A 16748-nucleotide genomic window follows, 5' to 3' on the forward strand; every position below is an offset into this window, starting at 1 on the left:
GGGGAGGAACGTTCCTGGCGGCAGTTTGAATGATTGGAACTGCCAGTCAGGAACGTATTTCAGCGCTGACTAGTGGTCGCGCTGATGCACGCAGCGGCCTGCGCTGTAGCTGGCTTGAATGCAGCGGTCATCGCCCAGCACGGCCAGCATGAATAATTGTTCTTCCAGCGAGTTCAACATCGTGCTGCGTCGCTCCATCAAGGGGGTGGCCTTAGGATCCATCACAATGAAGTCGGCCTCTGCACCGGGTGCCAATGTACCGATTTGACCTTGCATGTCCAGGGCGCGGGCGGCCCCTTCGGTGGCCATATAAAACATGGACGCGGCGGTCAGATGGTAGCTGTTCAGGCGGGCGACTTTGTGGGCCTCGTTCATGGTGCGCAGCATCGAGAAAGATGTGCCGCCGCCCACATCGGTGGCCAGGGTGTGCAGCACCTTGCTTTGACGAATGGCCTGGAAGTCGAATACACCAGAGGCCAGGAACAGGTTGGACGTGGGGCAATGAGCCGCGATACTGCCGGTATCGTGCATGCGGGCACGATCTTGTTCATCCAGCCAAATACTGTGGCCGTAGATGGCGCGGGGGCGCAATAATCCGAAGCTATCGTAGACGTCCAGGTAGCTGCGGTTCTTGGGGAACAGCTCGTTCACCCATTTGATCTCGTCCTTGTTTTCTGCCACGTGGGTTTGCAGAAATACATCGGGGTAGGCGCGGGCCAGTTCACCACAGGCGGCCAGTTGCTCCGGGGTGGAGGTGGGCGCAAAACGGGGTGTCAGTGCGTACAGTTGACGGCCCTTGCCGTGCCAGCGCTTGATCAGGTCTTCTGAATCGCGTGCGCCCGACTCGGCGGTATCTTGCAGATAGTCCGGACAGTTACGGTCCATCATTACCTTGCCCGCAATCATGCGCAGATTGCGTTCGTGGCTTTCTTCAAAGAAGGCATCCACGGATTGACGGTGCACACTGCCGTAGACCAGGGCGGTGGTGGTGCCGTTGCGTAGCAGTTCGTCCAGAAACACGCCAGCTACTTCGCGGGCATGTTCGCTATCGCCGAAACGACCTTCGGCGGGGAACGTGTAGGTTTCCAGCCATGGCAGCAGGCCGCTGGAGGGGGAAGCAATAATGTCGGTTTGTGGAAAGTGCAGGTGGGTGTCGATCATGCCCGGCATGATGATCTTCCCGCTTAGATCCACTGTTTGCGTATCCGCAGGCAGTGTGCGCGACAGCTCGGACCAGTCACCACAGGCCTGAATCTGGCCTTGCTCGTTAACCAGCAATAAACCGTCGCTATGATAGCGTACGGCGTCGGAAGGATCCTCCAGCGTGGCTGGGTCAGCTACAAAGTACAGCAGTTGGGCACGGTAGGCGCAGGCGGAGTGTAGAGAAGTAGTCATAGTGTCCTTGAAGTCCAGGTCGCATCAGCGACTGAGCTGGCCCATTTCATAGGCGTGGGCCAGCAGTTCGGCGGCGACCGCCACGGCAATAATTGAAGGGGCCTTGCCCTTGATGCCTGACACACCAATGGGGCAAACCAGCTCTTGAATACGAGATTCGGGCATGCCACGTTGCTGCAGGCGACGTTCGAATTGACGACGTTTGGTCATGGAACCGATCAGGCCCACATAGGCTGTATCGGGCCGGCGCAAGATCTTTTGGCACAGCGCCAGATCGAGGCCGTGATTATGCGTCATCACCAGAAAATAGCTATTGGTCGGGGCTTGTTCAATCAGGGCATCGGGGATGTCGGTAATTTCCAGGCTGACATTGCTGGGCACCTGATCGGGAAACAGCTCGGGGCGCTCGTCAATCCACAGAACCCGGCATGGCAGGGTGCCCAGAATCTGCACCAGCGCCTCTCCCACGTGACCAGCACCAAACAGCAGGATAGTCAGAGGAGGGGGCGGCAGGTCTTCCATCCAGACGCTTTGCGTGCCGTCGTAGTCCAGCCGGGATTCATCCACAATCGAAGGGCTTTGGATATCAACCTGCTTGTTGCCGTCCGAGAGCAATTGCGAACGGCGGCTGGTTGCCTGACCGGCCCGCACGGCGCTGTCCAGTTCTTGCAGCCAGCTCAGATCTTCCTCACCCAGGGTTTCGTACAGCAAGGTAACGACCCCGCCGCAACACTGGCCCAGACTGGGGCCCAGTGGCAGGCGGCTCATGCTCCAGCCGGGGCCGGAGGGCTGGCCGAGCATGACACGCGCCTGTTCCGCTGCCACCCATTCCAGGTGCCCGCCACCAATGGTTAGCCACTGCTCAGTTTGACTGAACAGCATGGCCGTACCTGCGGTGCGCGGGGTGGAGCCTTTGGCCAAGGCCACCGAGCACAAAACCAGCCGCTCGCCCGCTTTTATGCGGGCGAGGGCAAGAGAGGGCCAGCTGCTCATTTCGCTTTGCGAATAGTGGCGACAGCCCGCATGACGGCTTCTGCGGTGGCAGGCGCGTTCAGCACGGGTTCGATCTGGTAGTTGCCGACACTGGCCACTGCATCACGTATCGCGTTAAAGACGCAGAACGGCAGCAGCAAAGGGGGCTCGCCTACGGCCTTGGAGCGGTGAATCGAATCCATGGCGTTGCGGCCATCGAACAGATTGACGCGGAAGTCCATGGGGCAGTCGCTGATGGCCGGGATCTTGTAGGTTGACGGTGCATGCGTGGTGAGCTTGCCTTGGGCATTCCACACCAGCTCTTCTGTTGTCAGCCAGCCCATGCCTTGAATAAAGGCGCCCTCAACCTGGCCAATATCCAGGGCCGGATTGATGGATTTGCCTACATCATGCAGCACGTCGGCACGCAACAGACGGGACTCTCCGGTCAGCGTGTCGATCAGCACTTCAGCCACGGCGGCTCCGTAGGAAAAGTAGTAGAAGGGGTTGCCCTTCATGACTTTGGAGTCCCAGTGCAGGCCAGGGGTGGCGTAAAAACCATCGGACCATAACTGGACACGGGCCTGGTAGGCGTGTTCCACCAGTTGGAAGAAGGGCATGGTCTGGTCACCGATCTCGACCTGACCGCGCTCGAACTTCACGCTGGACTCTTCAACCGAGAACAGTTGGGCCGCCACCGTCGTCAGGCGCTGGCGAATCTGGTAGGCCGCATCCTGGGCGGCTTTGCCGTTCAAGTCTGTCCCCGTGGACGCGGCGGTGGCCGAGGTGTTGGCTACTTTGGTGGTATCGGTTGCCGTGACCCGGATGTGCTCCAGATTCAGGCCCAGTTCATGGGCTACCACCTGGGCCACCTTGGTGTTCAGGCCCTGGCCCATTTCCGTACCACCGTGGTTTACCAGGACGGTGCCGTCACGATAGACGTGAACCAGAGCACCAGCCTGGTTAAAGGCGGGCACGTTAAAGGAAATACCGAATTTCACCGGAGTCAGCGCCAGACCCTTTTTCAGAACCGGGCTGCTGGCATTGAATTGACGAACCTGCTCACGACGCTGACGGTATTCGCTGGTTTCTTCTAGCTCGGCCACCAGCTCGTGAATGACGTTATCGACCACGGTCTGATCGTAAGGCGTCACATTACGGTCTTCTTTACCGTAGAAGTTGATGCGGCGTACATCCAGCGGATCTTTGCCCAGACGGCGGGCAATGGTGTCCAGGGCCACTTCCATCACCAAGGCCCCTTGCGGGCCACCAAAGCCTCGGAAGGCAGTGTTGGATTGGGTATTGGTGCGACCGCACAGCGCGCTCATCTCTACATCAGACAGGTAGTAGGCATTGTCAAAGTGACAGATGGCGCGGGTTGCCACGGGGCCGGACAAGTCGGCGGAAAAGCCCGAGTTGGCGGTCATGTCCAGACGAGCACCCAGCAGGCGACCTTCGTCGTCGTAGCCAATATCGTATTCGTAATAGAAACCGTGACGCTTGCCGGTAATCATGAAGTCGTCGTCGCGGTCAAGGCGCAGCTTGATCGGGCGTTGCAGCTTGACGGCAGCCACACTGGCTACGCAGGCGTACAGGGCTGATTGGGACTCCTTGCCACCGAAACCGCCGCCCATGCGACGGCATTCCACGTGTACCTTGTGCGCACCAACGCCCAGACAGTGGGCAACCAGCTGCTGCATTTCCGACGGGTGCTGTGTGGAGCACCAGATGTGCACGGCGCCATATTCCTTGGGCACGGCGTAGGAAATCTGGCCTTCCAGGTAAAACTGTTCCTGGCCATTGCACTGAAAGGTGCCTTGCAGGCGGTGCGGAGCCGATTCCAGTGCTTGCTTGGCGTCGCCCTGTTTCAGGCTCATCAAGGGCAGAACACCGGCGTTTGCCGCCTTGGCCTCTTGCGGAGTCAGGATGGCAGGCAGCTCTTCATAAGTGATTTTGCCCAGGCGTGCGGCACGGCGTGCCTGGTCGTGGGATTTGGCGATCACCGCAAAAATCGGTTGGCCAAAGTAATGCACCACGCCATCGGCCAGAATCGGATCGTCATGCAGAATCGGGCCGCAATTATTGGCGGCGGGAATGTCGGCAACGGTCAGGACCGCAATGACGCCGGGTGCCTGACGGACGGCGTCCAGATCCACTTCCAGCAAACGGGCATGGGCTTTTTCCGACATGCCCAACGCAATATGGGCCGTGCCCTGCAATTCGGGCAAGTCATCGGTATACGTGGCGGTGCCGCTCACGTGCAGGTCTGCGGACTCGTGCAGAAAGGACACGCCGACTCGTCGGGCCGTAGCGGTGTTCAGGTGGTCGATATTGTCAATTTTCATCACAAAGTCTCCAGGCTGGCTTGAGCTCGGTGAAAGACATTCAACTGGGCGGGACTCAAAGCGTGTTCAGGGTGGGTTTCCAGGAAGAAGCGGTACAGCAAATTGGCCGCACTCTGATTGCGGTATTCGCTGCTGGCACGCATGTCGCTCAGGGCCTGGTAGTCCTGTTGCAGCGCCTGCATGGCCGCTTGTACGTTTTCTTCATTCCATTCCTGGCCTTGCAGCACTTGTTCAGCGTGGCTGGCCCGTTTTGGCGTGGCCGCCATGCCGCCAAAAGCAATGCGGGCCTGTTTGACGATTTTGTTATCCAGCTCCACGGCAAAGGCGGCACACACGGCAGAAATGTCCTGGTCGAAACGCTTGGACAGCTTGTAGGTGCGGAACTGCCATTGGCCCTTGCTGCGTGGGACCAGCAGGCCTTGCACGAACTCGCCCGGCTCCATGGCGGTTTTCTGGTAGGCCAGATACAGGTCCTCCAAAGGCAGGACGCGTTCGACCGCGCCTTTGCGCAGTACCACACGAGTACGCATGGCAATCAGGGCAGGCATGGAGTCGCCAATAGGCGAGCCGTTGGCCACGTTGCCGCCCAAGGTACCGGCGTTGCGGATAGGGAAGGAGGCAAAGCGCTGGCGCAGTTCCGTCAATTCGGGGTGGTCTTTGATCAGGGCATCGAAAGCATCGTTCAGCAGCACGCCTGCACCAATGTAAAGATCGTCCCCGGTGGTTTTCAGTTCGCGCAGCTCGGCCACCTGACCGATATAGATCAGATGCGGCAAATCGCGGAATTGCTTGGTCACCCACAGGCCAATATCGGTGCTGCCAGCCAGAATGCGGGCTTGCGGATATTGCTCACGCAGCTGGGCCAACTGGTCCAGCGTACGGGGGGCGTGGAAGGTTTGGCCCTGATATTCATAGGCCAGCATGCCGTCCTGACGAATGGCGCGCAGCTTGTTCTCAATGGATTGGCGATCCATGCTGACAGCCGGATAGCTGTGCATGGCCTTGGCCGCATCAATAATGGGGCGGTAGCCGGTACAGCGGCACAGATTGCCCGAGAGCACATCGTCGATCTGTTCTCGGGAAACCGGGCCGTCTTCGGGCGAATGCGTCATGTACAGGCCCCACAGCGACATGATGAAGCCGGGCGTACAAAAGCCGCACTGGGCGCCGTGCCAGTCCACCATGGCTTGCTGCACCGGGTGCAGGGTGCCATCGTCCTGGCGCAGATCCTCAATGGTGTAGAGCACCTTGCCATCCAGCGTAGGCAGCAGCTGGATACAGGCATTGACGGCGCGCAATTGCAGTTGATTGTTCTGGTCCAGTTCGCCAATCATGACCGTGCAGGCGCCGCAATCACCTTCGGCACAGCCTTCTTTGGTGCCGGTGCAGTGCAGATCCTCACGGATATACTGTAAAACGGTTCGCGTGGTCGGGGCCTGTGCCACTTCCTGTACTTCACCGCGATAAATAAAACGAATTGGTCTTGTCTCCATGATCTCACTCGACTGGTTTTTTACGGATCGAAGATAGCATTTGCTTAGGACGCGAACATTTGCTTGGAATGATGTTCACTATATAGGCGTATGAGTGTCTACACCGATCAACGAGGCGGGCCAGCGCTTGTATTATTTAAACCATGCCAAAATTACGAGAACAACTAGACCTGCATTTGCTGCGGGTATTGCAGTCGCTGCTCAAGGAGCACAGCGTCTCGCGTACGGCTATCCGCTTGGGCATGTCCCAGCCAGCCGTCAGCAATGCCTTGCGGCGCTTGCGTGAAATCACGGGCGATCCGATTTTGTTGCGCGGTAAAAAGGGAATGGTGCCTACCGAGCGCGGTCCTTTTTTGCTGGCGCATGCCACGGAAGCCCTGCAAGCGATCGAGCGAATTTCTGCTACCGCTGAACCCATGGATCCCAGTCAGTCTACCCGGGTTTTCAACCTGGGAGCACCGGACTATCTGGATGGGGCCTTTATCCCGGATATTGCGGAGCGGGTGCGTCGTCAGGCGCCCCAGGCCCGCTTGGTGGTTCATACCATCAATCCCGATCTGGACTACGTGCAGGCCCTGGAGGAGGGCGAGCTGGACGTGGTGATCGGCAACTGGCTGGAGCCGCCGGAAAAGCTGCACCTGGCGCGTCTGTTTGATGACGAGGTGGTCTGTATGCTTGGCCGCCATCACCCGCTCGCGCAGCGCGGGTTGTCTTTGCAGCACTATCTGGAAATGCCCCATCTGGCTCCGTCTGCCCACGTGACCGACAAGCGCGGCTTTATTGACGGCTGCCTGGCCGAGCAGGGCATCAGCCGTCAGGTACAGATGGTGGTGCCGTATTTCGGCCTGGTGCCCGGTATTTTGAGCCGCACGGACATGGTATTTACCACTAACCGTCAGTTTGCCGAGTACTATGCCCGCATTCTGCCAATTACCGTGTTGCCTTGTCCGGTTCATTTTCCGCTGATGCGTTTTTACCAGCTGTGGCATCCGCGCACGCATAATGCGGCAGAACTGCTGTGGTTCCGGCGTTGCATTGCCCAGGCCGCAGGCAGGTTGGATGGATTATCAGAGGGAACTCCATGAGTTTGAGTATTGATTTGAACTGCGACATGGGCGAGAGCTTTGGCCCCTGGGTCATGGGCCATGACGAGCAGGTGATTCCGTGGGTGACGTCGGTCAATATTGCCTGTGGCTTTCATGCCGGCGATCCCGGCACCATGCGCCAGACAGTGGCCCTGGCGCTAAAGCATGGCGTCAAGTTGGGAGCCCACCCTGGCCTGCCGGATCTGGCCGGCTTTGGCCGCCGGGTGATGGCGGTCACCCCCGAGCAGGTCTATGACATGGTAGTGGTTCAGGTGGGGGCCTTGGCGGCCGTTGCCCGCACCCAGGGCGCCGCCCTGCATCACGTCAAGGCACATGGCGCTCTCTACAATATGGCCGCCCGCGATGCGGCACTGGCAAAAGCCATTGCCCAGGCGGTGGCCGATATTGATCGCAGCCTGATTCTATATGCGCTGGCAGGCAGTGTGCAGGTGCAGGCCGGGCGTGATGCGGGCCTGACGGTAGCACAAGAGGTGTTTGCCGACCGTAGCTATCAGGACGATGGCAGTCTGACACCCCGTCAGCAAGCTGGCGCCATGATTACCGACGCCGATCAGTCCGTGCAGCAAGTGATGCAGATGATAGAGCAAGGCACCGTTACCAGCCTGTCAGGTAAAACGGTGCCTTTGTCAGCCGATACCCTGTGTCTGCATGGGGATCAGGCGGGTGCGGCCGAGTTTGCGCAGCGTTTGCATCAGGCCTTCGAGCAAAGCGGCGTGCGCGTTCTGGCGGTCTGATTACTCTTTGTGCTCAGGCAGATTGCGGCGCGCGGTATCGGTGCTGGCCAGTTCTTCCAGCTCCTTGGAGCTCATGGTGTTGTACATTTCCAGCGATGCGCCTTTCAGACTGGCTACAGGAGTTTCTCCGCGTTTGGCGGACAAGGCTGCACCGGCAGCTTTTTGTTGGGCTTGAGATAAAGCAGGCATGAAGCACCTCCGTTAAAGAAAAGTGGTCACGCCTTAAGTGTGCCAAATGAAAAAGACGGCAAAGCAAGCAAATGTGAAGCTTGTTTGCCGTCTTGAACAGAGATCGGGGGCAGGCCGGAATCAGGAAACTTTTCGTTTCTGAATCAAGTACATAGCCATACCAAAAACCAGACCCCAGAAGGCACTGCCGATATTGAGCAGGCTCATGCCCGAGGCAGTGGTCAAAAAGGTGACCAGGGCTGCATCACGGGTATCCGGGGCTTCCAAAGCCATGTGAATGCTGTTGCCAATGGTACCCAGCAAGGCCAGGCCAGCAATGGCGGCGATCAGTTCTGTGGGGAAAGCCGCAAACAGGCTGACGACGGTGGCACCGAAAATACCTGCCGCAAAATAGAAAATGCCGGCCCAGACACTGGCGCGATAACGCTGACGCGGGTCCGCATCCACTTCCGGGGTCATGCACAGGGCAGCGCTGATGGCGGCCAGATTGTAGGCATAGCCACCGAAGGGGCCAAAGATCAGGCCCACAATGCCGGTCCAGCTGATGACGGTGGAGTTGGGGGCATCATAGTTATGGGCCTTTAACACGGCCACGCCCGGAATGTTCTGCGAGCTCATGGTCACGATGAAAAAGGGAATGCCCACACCGATCAGGGCCGTCCATGAAAACTCGGACCAGACCAATACCGGCGAGGCGGGTGACCAGCTCAGAATTTCCATTTTCAGCAAACCCTGCATGGCGGCAATCGTGACACCGGCCACCAGCGCCAGCGGCACGGCATAGCGCGGTGACCACTGGCGCACCACCAGAAACACAATGAACATGCTCAGGCACAGCAGCCATTGGGTTTGCATGGCACTAAACAGGTCCAGGCCAAAGCGCAGCAAGATGCCGCCCAGCATGGCGCCGGCAATGCTGCGCGGCATGTACTGCATCAACTTTTGAAAACTGCCGCTAAGACCACAAATAGTGGTCAGCAGGGACGAGAACAGGAAAATCCCCACGGCCTGCGACATGGGCAGACCCACCAGACCCGTGGCCAGCAGCGCTGCCCCGGGCGTGGACCAGGCGGTCAGAATCGGAATCTTGTAGCGCAGCGACAGGCCTGCCGACAGCAAACCCAGACCAATACCCAAAGACCACATCCAGGAGCCCAGCTCGGCGGTGTTGGCACCGGCTGCTTGAGCCGCCTGAAAAACAATGGCAGCGGAACTGGTATAGCCCACCAGCACGGCAATCAGCCCCGCCGACATGTGAGAAATCTGGAACCAACTCAATAAACGCTGCAGATATCCGGGGCGGGACAGGTGTGTGGAAGACATGGATGCGAGTGGTGTGGGTAGTGGTGACTTAAGAGGAATGGGTTTGGCTTAAGTAACGGCTGGGAGTGTCGCCCAAAATGGATTTGAAAACAGTAATAAAGGCACTGATAGAGGTGTAACCCAATTCCCTGGCGGTGCTCTTTACGGACATTCCTGAACCCAGTTTTTGCAGGGCCAGCATAATCATGAATTGTTGCCGCCAGCGCCCGAAGCTCATCCCTGTGTGTTTTAGCATATGTCGAGCCAGGGTGCGCTCACTCATGGCCAGTTCTTTTGCCCAGTCGACCATGGTGGGGCGCGAGTCGGGCTGCTTGAGCATATGTTGCGCAATCGTTTGCAGGACTTTGTCTTCGGGCACCGGCACATGCAATTGACGTGTGGGCATCTGGTTCAAGGTTTCCAGCAGCACCAGCGCCAGGCGGTGTGTCTGGCTGCCTGGCTCGTAGTGGGGGTTCAGGTCGCTTAAATGAATGATCATTTCGCGCACCATGGGGCTCAGATCCAGCGTGCTGCAATGATCGGGCAATTGATCCAGACCGGGCTGAATGTACAGGAAATGAATCAGGGCCTGATCGTCGGCACGGGCACGGTGGCGAATACCCACCGGCACCCAGACGGCGCATAGCGGCGGAACCATCCAGTAGCCCTGGTCGGTTTGCAGGGTGACCGAGCCATATTGCGTCATGATCAGCTGTCCATTGGGATGGGTATGCAATGGATTTTCAGTATTGCTACCTATCGCCATCTTGATGCTGAAAATAGGCCCGCCTTGCGGATTGGCGCTAAAACTCATGCTTTGTCCGGTTTGAGGTATAAGTTGTCATAATATCCTGTTTGCGCCGGGCTCGAAACAAGATAGAGTAGGGTTTTCACCTACTGGCTACATTTCATGTCCCTCTCTCGACTCTCCTGGCTCTCCCACCCCTTGCTGGTGTTGATTGGCGTCTTGCTGATCGCTGGCAATCTGCGAGCTCCGATCACGGGTATCGCTCCCTTGCTGGAGCTGATCCAGGCAGACCTGTCCCTGTCGTCCACGCAGGCCGGTTTGCTGACTGCCATGCCCTTGTTCATCTTCGCGGTGGTCTCCTTGCTGGCCGCCTCCATGGCTCGTAAGGTGGGGCTGTCTCGCTCTTTGTTCATCGCTTCCGTGCTGATTGCCATTGGTGTGGTGGTGCGAGTTCTGGGGGGAGCGACGGAGTTGTTTGCCGGTATTGGTTTGCTGGCTATCGGGATTGCCCTGGGTAATGTGCTCTTGCCGTCCCTGGTCAAGCGTCATTTCCCTTTGCGTATTGGTTTTATTACTTCCTTGTATGTCCTGTTCATGGGCCTGGTTGCGGCTTTCAACTCCGCGATGGCCGTGCCGATGGCAGAGTGGACAGGCCAAAGCTGGCGTTGGTCGTCTTTGATTGTGGTGGGTGTGATGTCACTGGCCAGTGTTCTGGTGTGGGCCACACAGCTGGGGGCGGATCGACGTGCGGCGCAAAGTGCACCGCCAGCCCCTGCCAGCAGCGCGTCGGTGTGGCGTTTGCCTCTGGCCTGGTACATCACCCTGTATATGGGTCTGAACTCGGTGGCGTACTACATGATTGCAAGCTGGCTGCCGGTGATGCTGGTGAACTACGGCTTTGAACCGGATCATGCCGGCCAGATTCACGGTTTGATGCAGCTGGCGACCGCCATCCCTGCCTTGCTGCTCATGCCTGTGCTCAGCCGTTTGCATGACCAGCGTGCCGTCGCTTTGGCGGGCGCCTTGTTGCAGACGTTGACCTTTGTCGGCTTTCTGGTCTTGCCATCGTGGTCTTTGCTGTGGGCGGTGCTGTTTGGTGTTGGTAGTGGTAGTGTTTTCCTGATTGCCCTGGCCTTGATCGGTGTGCGTTCGACCTCTACGTCGCAGGCTGCGTCCCTGTCGGGTATGGCGCAGTGCATGGGCTATTTGCTGGCGGCCTTTGGCCCACCTGCCATGGGCGGCTTGCATGACTTGTTCGATGGCTGGGGTTGGGCGCTGGGCTTGTGCATTTTGGTCAGCTTCGGGATGAGTTATGCCGGTTGGCTGGCTGCCCGACCTGCACAGCCTGAAAAAGTCTGAGGCGGACTTGTAAACAGTAAATAGCCGGATCGTCGAGAGAGATCCAGAAAAGCGGCCTGTGATTGAATACCTTTGAAAGGTGTTGCAATCACAGGCCGTTTTTTCCATGAAAGACTGGCAGATTTTCAGTTCTGCCAAAGCCATTTTCAGTTGCAGATTGGCTTGCTCTGAATCGGCTAGGGCCGTCTAGCTGCCTACGCTGGCTGGGAGCAGATCTGTTTTTACTCTTTGATGCGCAGCGAAATGGTGTGCAGGCCCAAGCCACCCAAAGCCAGCAGGGCACCGACCCAGGCGGTGGAGGTCCAGCCCCAGCCAGCGGCGATGGTCAGCCCACCCAACCAGGCGCCCAAGGCGTTGGCCATATTGAAGGCCGAGTGATTCAAGGCTGCGGCCAGTGTTTGGGCATCTCCGGCCACGTCCATCAAACGAATCTGCAAGGCTGGCCCCAAGGCCACCAGGGTGCCGATCAGCATGATATTCAAGGGGCCCAGAATAGGGTGATGAGCCGTAATCATGAACAATAGCAGCACTCCGGTTGCCCAGATCAGCACCAGCCGAATACTGCGATCCAGATAGCGGTCGGCGTAGCGTGCACCCAGCAGATTCCCCAGGACCATACCGACCCCAAACAAGGCCAGTACAACCGGAATGGCGCTGGCTGACAGCCCGGCCAGTTCCATCAGGGTGGATTTCACATAGCTGAACACCGAGAACATGCCGCCAAAGCCAATGGCACCTATGCCCAGCGTCAACCAGACCTGCTTGCGTTTCAAGGCCCCCAATTCGCGCAAGGGGCTGGCCAGGGTGTTGGCAGGGACAAAAGGAACAAAACGCAGCACCAGGCCCATGGTGATCAGGGCAATGATGCTGACAAAAGTGAAGGCCGCTTGCCAACTGAGCCATTGACCCAGAGTGGTGGCAATCGGCACGCCCAGCAAGGTGGCGACGGTCAAACCCAGCATGACATAGGCGACGGCCTGGGCGCGGCGATGGGGTGGCACCAGACGGGCGGCAACCAGGGCGGCAACACCAAAGTAGGTGCCGTGCGGGAAACCTGCCAAAAAGCGGGTGACTAAAACGGTTTCATAGCTGGGGGCGATCACGGTCAGAAAATTGCCTACGGCATAGGCGCCCATCAAGGCAATCAAGAGGCGTCGCCATGGCCAGCGCGCACCGAGCACGGCCAGAACGGGTGCGCCGACAACCACGCCCAGGGCATAGGCGCTGATTAAATGGCCAGCAGTAGGGATATCGATGCCCAGATCCAGGGCGACATCAGGCAGCAAGCCCATGATGACAAATTCGCCCGTGCCGATGGAAAAACCACCGACAGCCAAGGCCAGAATCGCCAGTAGAACCTGGCGGGAAGATAAGGAATCGTGTGATGAAGACAAGATAAAAGCCTGAGAAACAAGAAGGGGGTGTGTCCAGCCCGTAAGAGGCCTTATTGTCGCGCAGTCCTGGGGGCAGGCTCAAGATTTCTAGGGCTTGAATAAGGTCATGTAACTGTAGGGAATTGAAGATCTTTTTAAGTTTTTAGTTTTTATTACGTCCTAGCACAAATTAATTTATCTATCTATAGCGTCAGCCCTAAACAACGTATGCAGATTTTTTTATCTTTTTTATATAGAATCTCGGTATTGGGTGTTTTGTATCCAATCATTTTCCTGTGGTAGCTTTCCCCTGATTTTGCAAGAAATCGGGGGTTTTTTTTATTCTGATTATTTTGGATTTCAATCATTAGTGCATTGACGGTCCAATGGCGATGCGGCGTGCAGCCATGATTCAAAGCCTTGTTTCAGGCGGTGGTACGGCGTTGAAAATTAAAGAGCGGGCCTGTGCATGTTTGCAGCAGGCCCATTTTTTTAAGCTGGTTTTCTCTTTCTTTTGTTTATTGATTTATTCAGGGTGAATTTATTTTTCAATTATGTCCGGTCATATTTTTTAGGGCCAAACCATGCTCTGAAGGAGTTAAGGTAATCGACTTCAATCATGGCGCAAGACTGCACCTGGGATTTGTGCGATTTTGTCCGGCTTAATGAACAAGTAATTTTACTTGCTTGTATATCCTATATGGCATTGCAAATATAAATGTTTTTTATATCTCATTGTCATATGTTTTTTGATTTTAAGGATTTGCTCCGCAAGAATCAGTGTGGTTCGAGCTGTCTGCCCGAACCCAATTCAAGCTCATGATGGAGAAATGCGGGTCGGATGGATAGCCTCTCAGGCCATAGCTTGCAGCTGGGCAAGTTATCGCATTGTTTTCTTGTTCAGTCGCTTAATTAAGTGAGTCGTCTTGCGGAAATGTTCTTGAATTCACCTAGCTTGTTTAGTGTGGTTAAACGCGTTTGAGGTCTTGACGAAAACATGAGCTGTTTTTAATTTCAATTCCTGTCATTTTTTTTACATGCTGGGAAGTGGGAGATAGGCAAACGTATCAGTGATACAGAAGAGCAGAGTGTTGTTTTACGTTTGACCGCCTGGTGAACTATTTTTGTGTTCGGATTGTTGGCTGGCCAAGCCGAAACGCTGCGTTAGAATCATTCAGGCAGCACACTCAAGGAGGTGGTCATGAAAGTTGCATTGGGCCAGATGGCCGTATCCAAAGATTCGCAGGAGAACCTGAGCGCTTGTCTGGGGCTGATCGACCAGGCCTTGCGCTCTGGAGCTCAGTTACTGGTCTTGCCAGAGGGTGTGCTGGCCAGAAATGTGGCCGATCCTGAAGTGGTTCTGAAATCGGCACAAGCCCTGGATGGGGAGTTTGTCAGCCGCCTGAGCGCCGCGACCCGCGATACCGATTTGACGGTGGTGTTCTGCATTCATACCCCAGCAGGGGAAGGCAAGGTCTGGAATACCTTGGTGGTGTTGCGTGATGGTCAGGTGCTGGCGCATTACAACAAACTCCATTTGTACGATGCTTTCTCGGTACAAGAATCGCGCTATGTACAGCCCGGTACAGAAATCCCCGCCTTGATTGATGTGGCCGGTTTCAAGGTCGGTTTGATGACTTGCTACGATCTGCGCTTTCCCGAACTTGCTCGTCGCTTGTGCGTGGATGGGGCTCAAGTCCTGTTGGCACCGTCGGCCTGGCTGAAAGGGCCCTTGAAGGAACACCACTGGCGAGTGTTGACGACGGCTCGCGCTTTGGAAAACACGGCTTATATGGTGGCCGTGGGTGAATGTGGCGAACGCAATATCGGCCAAAGTCTGGTGGTCGATCCCCTGGGGGTGATTGTGGCCCAGGCGGCAGAGACACCCACTTTGCTCTTGGTCGATCTGGATCGGGAGCGTCTGGCCTATGCCCGCCGTATTTTGCCCGTGCTGGACAATCGCCGCTTTGCACCGCCCGAACTGGGTTGATCACACAGGCCTTAGCCTGCTTTTCTGAATGTCAGATTGACCCGGCCCGAGCCCCAGAGTGGATGGGCCGGGCCTTCCAGTCTGCGTACTCCATGAAAATTCATTCTGGATGGTCCCCACCAGACCAGCACATCGCCATCGCGTAGCCGCAGGGTACGCACCGGGTCGCTGCGTTTTGCGCCACCCCATAAAAACAAGGCCTCACGCCCCAAGGACACCGAGACGATCGGGTGCTGCAAGTCGCGCTCGTTTCTGTCCTGGTGCAAGGACATATGCGCCTGCTCGTCGTAGTAGTTGATCAGGCAGGTATCGGGCTGAAAAGGACCTTGGCCCGACTCCTGGGCAATGCGTGCCAGCAAGTCCTTGAATACAACAGGCATGGCGGGCCAGGCCAAACCGCTTTGCGGGTCTGTGGGACTGTAGCGATAGCCGTGCTCGTCCGATATCCATCCCAAATCTCCACAACTGCTTTGTGCGGCCGACATGCGATGTCCTGATGGAACCTGCATATGTCGCCAGGGGGCGCTGTGCACCAGCTCCTGAACCGCTTGGGCCAAGGCAGCAGCGTAGGGCAGGGCCAGACCCGGCAGGGCAATCAGGCCGGTATCCAGCGTCAGCACATGGCCGGGAACAGGATCGAAGAGTGAGAGCGTGGACATGCGAGAGTAAACGAAGCAATCAGGGACCAGAGTATAGTAATCGGGATTGTATTTTTGCGACTTCCCAGTAGAGGTGTCTATGGTCGAGCTGCTTATTCCACAACGTCAGCACAGCATTGGTGCATTTGAAGTGGGGCGCGTGTTGCCCTTTCGCCAACGGCGTATGGTGGGGCCTTTTATCTTCTTTGATCGCATGGGGCCGCAAGAGCTGACGGCACCGGTAGGAACAGAGAACGATGTGCTGCCACACCCGCATATCGGCCTGTCTACCGTGACCTATTTGTTTGAAGGTGCCATGACGCACCGCGACAGTCTGGGCGTGGAGCAGGACATTACACCTGGTGCGCTCAATTGGATGACCGCGGGTTCAGGTATCAGCCATTCCGAGCGTTTTGAGCCCATGCGCACGCAAGGCGGCCGCATGGATGGCATCCAGGCCTGGGTGGCCTTGCCGGAACACAAGGAAGAACAGAACCCGGACTTTGTGCATTACGAGGCCGAGCAGCTACCTTTGATTAAGGATACGGGCCTGGAAGGTCGCCTGATTGCCGGCTCGGCGCTGGGTTTGTGCAGTCCCGCCAGTGTGGACTCGCCTTTGTTCTATATGGAGTTGCGCGTGCAAGCCGGCCAGTCTGTCCCTTTGCCAACCGGCCACGAAGAGCGTGCCATTTATATCTGTGCGGGCGGGCTGGAAGTAGGTGGGCAGCGCTATCCAGCCGGCCAGATGCTGGTCTTTGCCAAAGGCGACAGCCCCCGTATCCTTGCCGAGCAGAGCAGCCACTTGATGCTGCTGGGCGGCGAGCCTTTGGGACCACGCCATATCTGGTGGAACTTCGTGTCCTCCCGCAAAGACCGCATCGAGCAGGCCAAGGATGATTGGGTCAACGGTCGTATCAGTTTGCCACCGCTGGATGATGATCAGTTCATCCCTTTGCCTGCGGTGTAATGCTTACGTTGACTGGAGAGGCGTTTGGTCTTGGATCTGGACCGTAACCTCATGGTTGCGTGAGCAGCAGTGGGGGCGCCAAATCGTACACACAAAAAAAAGCCCTGGAAAGAATCCAGGGCTTTGAAGGCTTGCTC

At 57.1% G+C, this 16748-nt stretch carries 14 protein-coding genes; 5 read left to right on the top strand and 9 right to left on the bottom strand.

What is annotated here, in order from left to right:
* Window positions 1–69 precede the first annotated feature (69 nt).
* The 4 genes from guaD to xdhA are packed head-to-tail and all read right to left on the bottom strand — an operon-like array spanning window position 70 to window position 6205.
* Window positions 70–1395, bottom strand: a complete 1326-nt coding sequence (guaD, locus tag Q9R35_RS02815; protein WP_252605127.1) for a guanine deaminase — start codon at window positions 1393–1395, stop codon at window positions 70–72.
* A 24-nt stretch (window positions 1396–1419) separates the two neighbouring features.
* Window positions 1420–2388, bottom strand: a complete 969-nt coding sequence (gene xdhC, locus Q9R35_RS02820; RefSeq protein ID WP_311219311.1) for a xanthine dehydrogenase accessory protein XdhC — start codon at window positions 2386–2388, stop codon at window positions 1420–1422.
* Complete coding sequence (gene xdhB, locus Q9R35_RS02825) at window positions 2385–4712, bottom strand: xanthine dehydrogenase molybdopterin binding subunit (RefSeq protein WP_311219312.1); 2328 nt, start codon at window positions 4710–4712, stop codon at window positions 2385–2387. The genes xdhC and xdhB overlap by 4 nt, the downstream gene beginning before the upstream one ends.
* Complete coding sequence (gene xdhA, locus Q9R35_RS02830; RefSeq protein ID WP_210938372.1) at window positions 4712–6205, bottom strand: xanthine dehydrogenase small subunit; 1494 nt, start codon at window positions 6203–6205, stop codon at window positions 4712–4714. The genes xdhB and xdhA overlap by 1 nt, the downstream gene beginning before the upstream one ends.
* Window positions 6206–6348: 143 nt before the next feature.
* Between xdhA and Q9R35_RS02835 the strand changes: the two genes are divergently transcribed.
* Entirely contained in the window at window positions 6349–7290 is a 942-nt protein-coding gene (locus Q9R35_RS02835) for a LysR family transcriptional regulator (RefSeq protein WP_042481505.1), read from the top strand.
* The gene (locus Q9R35_RS02840; protein WP_042481501.1) at window positions 7287–8045 is read left to right on the top strand and encodes a LamB/YcsF family protein; all 759 of its coding nucleotides are present in this window, start codon (window positions 7287–7289) and stop codon (window positions 8043–8045) included. The genes Q9R35_RS02835 and Q9R35_RS02840 overlap by 4 nt, the downstream gene beginning before the upstream one ends.
* Here Q9R35_RS02840 and Q9R35_RS02845 read toward each other — a convergent pair whose 3' ends face one another.
* The 3 genes from Q9R35_RS02845 to Q9R35_RS02855 form a co-directional block, all read right to left on the bottom strand.
* A complete protein-coding gene (locus tag Q9R35_RS02845; protein ID WP_311219313.1) occupies window positions 8046–8234 on the bottom strand; it encodes a DUF3008 family protein in 189 nt (62 codons plus the stop codon).
* Between the two features lie 120 nt (window positions 8235–8354).
* Window positions 8355–9557, bottom strand: a complete 1203-nt coding sequence (locus Q9R35_RS02850; protein WP_311219314.1) for a benzoate/H(+) symporter BenE family transporter — start codon at window positions 9555–9557, stop codon at window positions 8355–8357.
* A gap of 28 nt (window positions 9558–9585) precedes the next feature.
* Window positions 9586–10350, bottom strand: coding sequence for a helix-turn-helix transcriptional regulator (locus Q9R35_RS02855; protein ID WP_311219315.1), 765 nt, complete (start codon window positions 10348–10350; stop codon window positions 9586–9588).
* A 96-nt stretch (window positions 10351–10446) separates the two neighbouring features.
* On the opposite strand from Q9R35_RS02855, the gene Q9R35_RS02860 reads away from it, so the two are divergent.
* The gene (locus Q9R35_RS02860; RefSeq protein ID WP_311219316.1) at window positions 10447–11643 is read left to right on the top strand and encodes an MFS transporter; all 1197 of its coding nucleotides are present in this window, start codon (window positions 10447–10449) and stop codon (window positions 11641–11643) included.
* 221 nt (window positions 11644–11864) lie between these two features.
* On the opposite strand, the gene Q9R35_RS02865 is transcribed toward Q9R35_RS02860, so the two are convergent.
* Window positions 11865–13037 carry an MFS transporter gene (locus tag Q9R35_RS02865; protein ID WP_042481488.1) on the bottom strand — a complete coding sequence of 391 codons (1173 nt, stop codon included), beginning with the start codon at window positions 13035–13037 and terminating at the stop codon, window positions 11865–11867.
* A gap of 1180 nt (window positions 13038–14217) precedes the next feature.
* Here Q9R35_RS02865 and Q9R35_RS02870 point away from each other — a divergent pair.
* Window positions 14218–15006: a deaminated glutathione amidase gene (locus Q9R35_RS02870; RefSeq protein ID WP_042481485.1), complete on the top strand. Its 789-nt coding sequence runs from the start codon at window positions 14218–14220 to the stop codon at window positions 15004–15006.
* Between the two features lie 11 nt (window positions 15007–15017).
* On the opposite strand, the gene alkB is transcribed toward Q9R35_RS02870, so the two are convergent.
* Window positions 15018–15665: a DNA oxidative demethylase AlkB gene (alkB, locus tag Q9R35_RS02875; RefSeq protein ID WP_086068515.1), complete on the bottom strand. Its 648-nt coding sequence runs from the start codon at window positions 15663–15665 to the stop codon at window positions 15018–15020.
* 79 nt (window positions 15666–15744) lie between these two features.
* On the opposite strand from alkB, the gene Q9R35_RS02880 reads away from it, so the two are divergent.
* Window positions 15745–16611, top strand: a complete 867-nt coding sequence (locus Q9R35_RS02880) for a pirin family protein (RefSeq protein WP_311219317.1) — start codon at window positions 15745–15747, stop codon at window positions 16609–16611.
* The last annotated feature ends 137 nt before the right edge of the window (window positions 16612–16748 follow it).

It is taken from the genome of Alcaligenes sp. AB3 (genome assembly GCF_031844565.1).
In the GTDB taxonomy this organism is placed as follows: Bacteria; Pseudomonadota; Gammaproteobacteria; order Burkholderiales; family Burkholderiaceae_B; genus Alcaligenes; species Alcaligenes faecalis.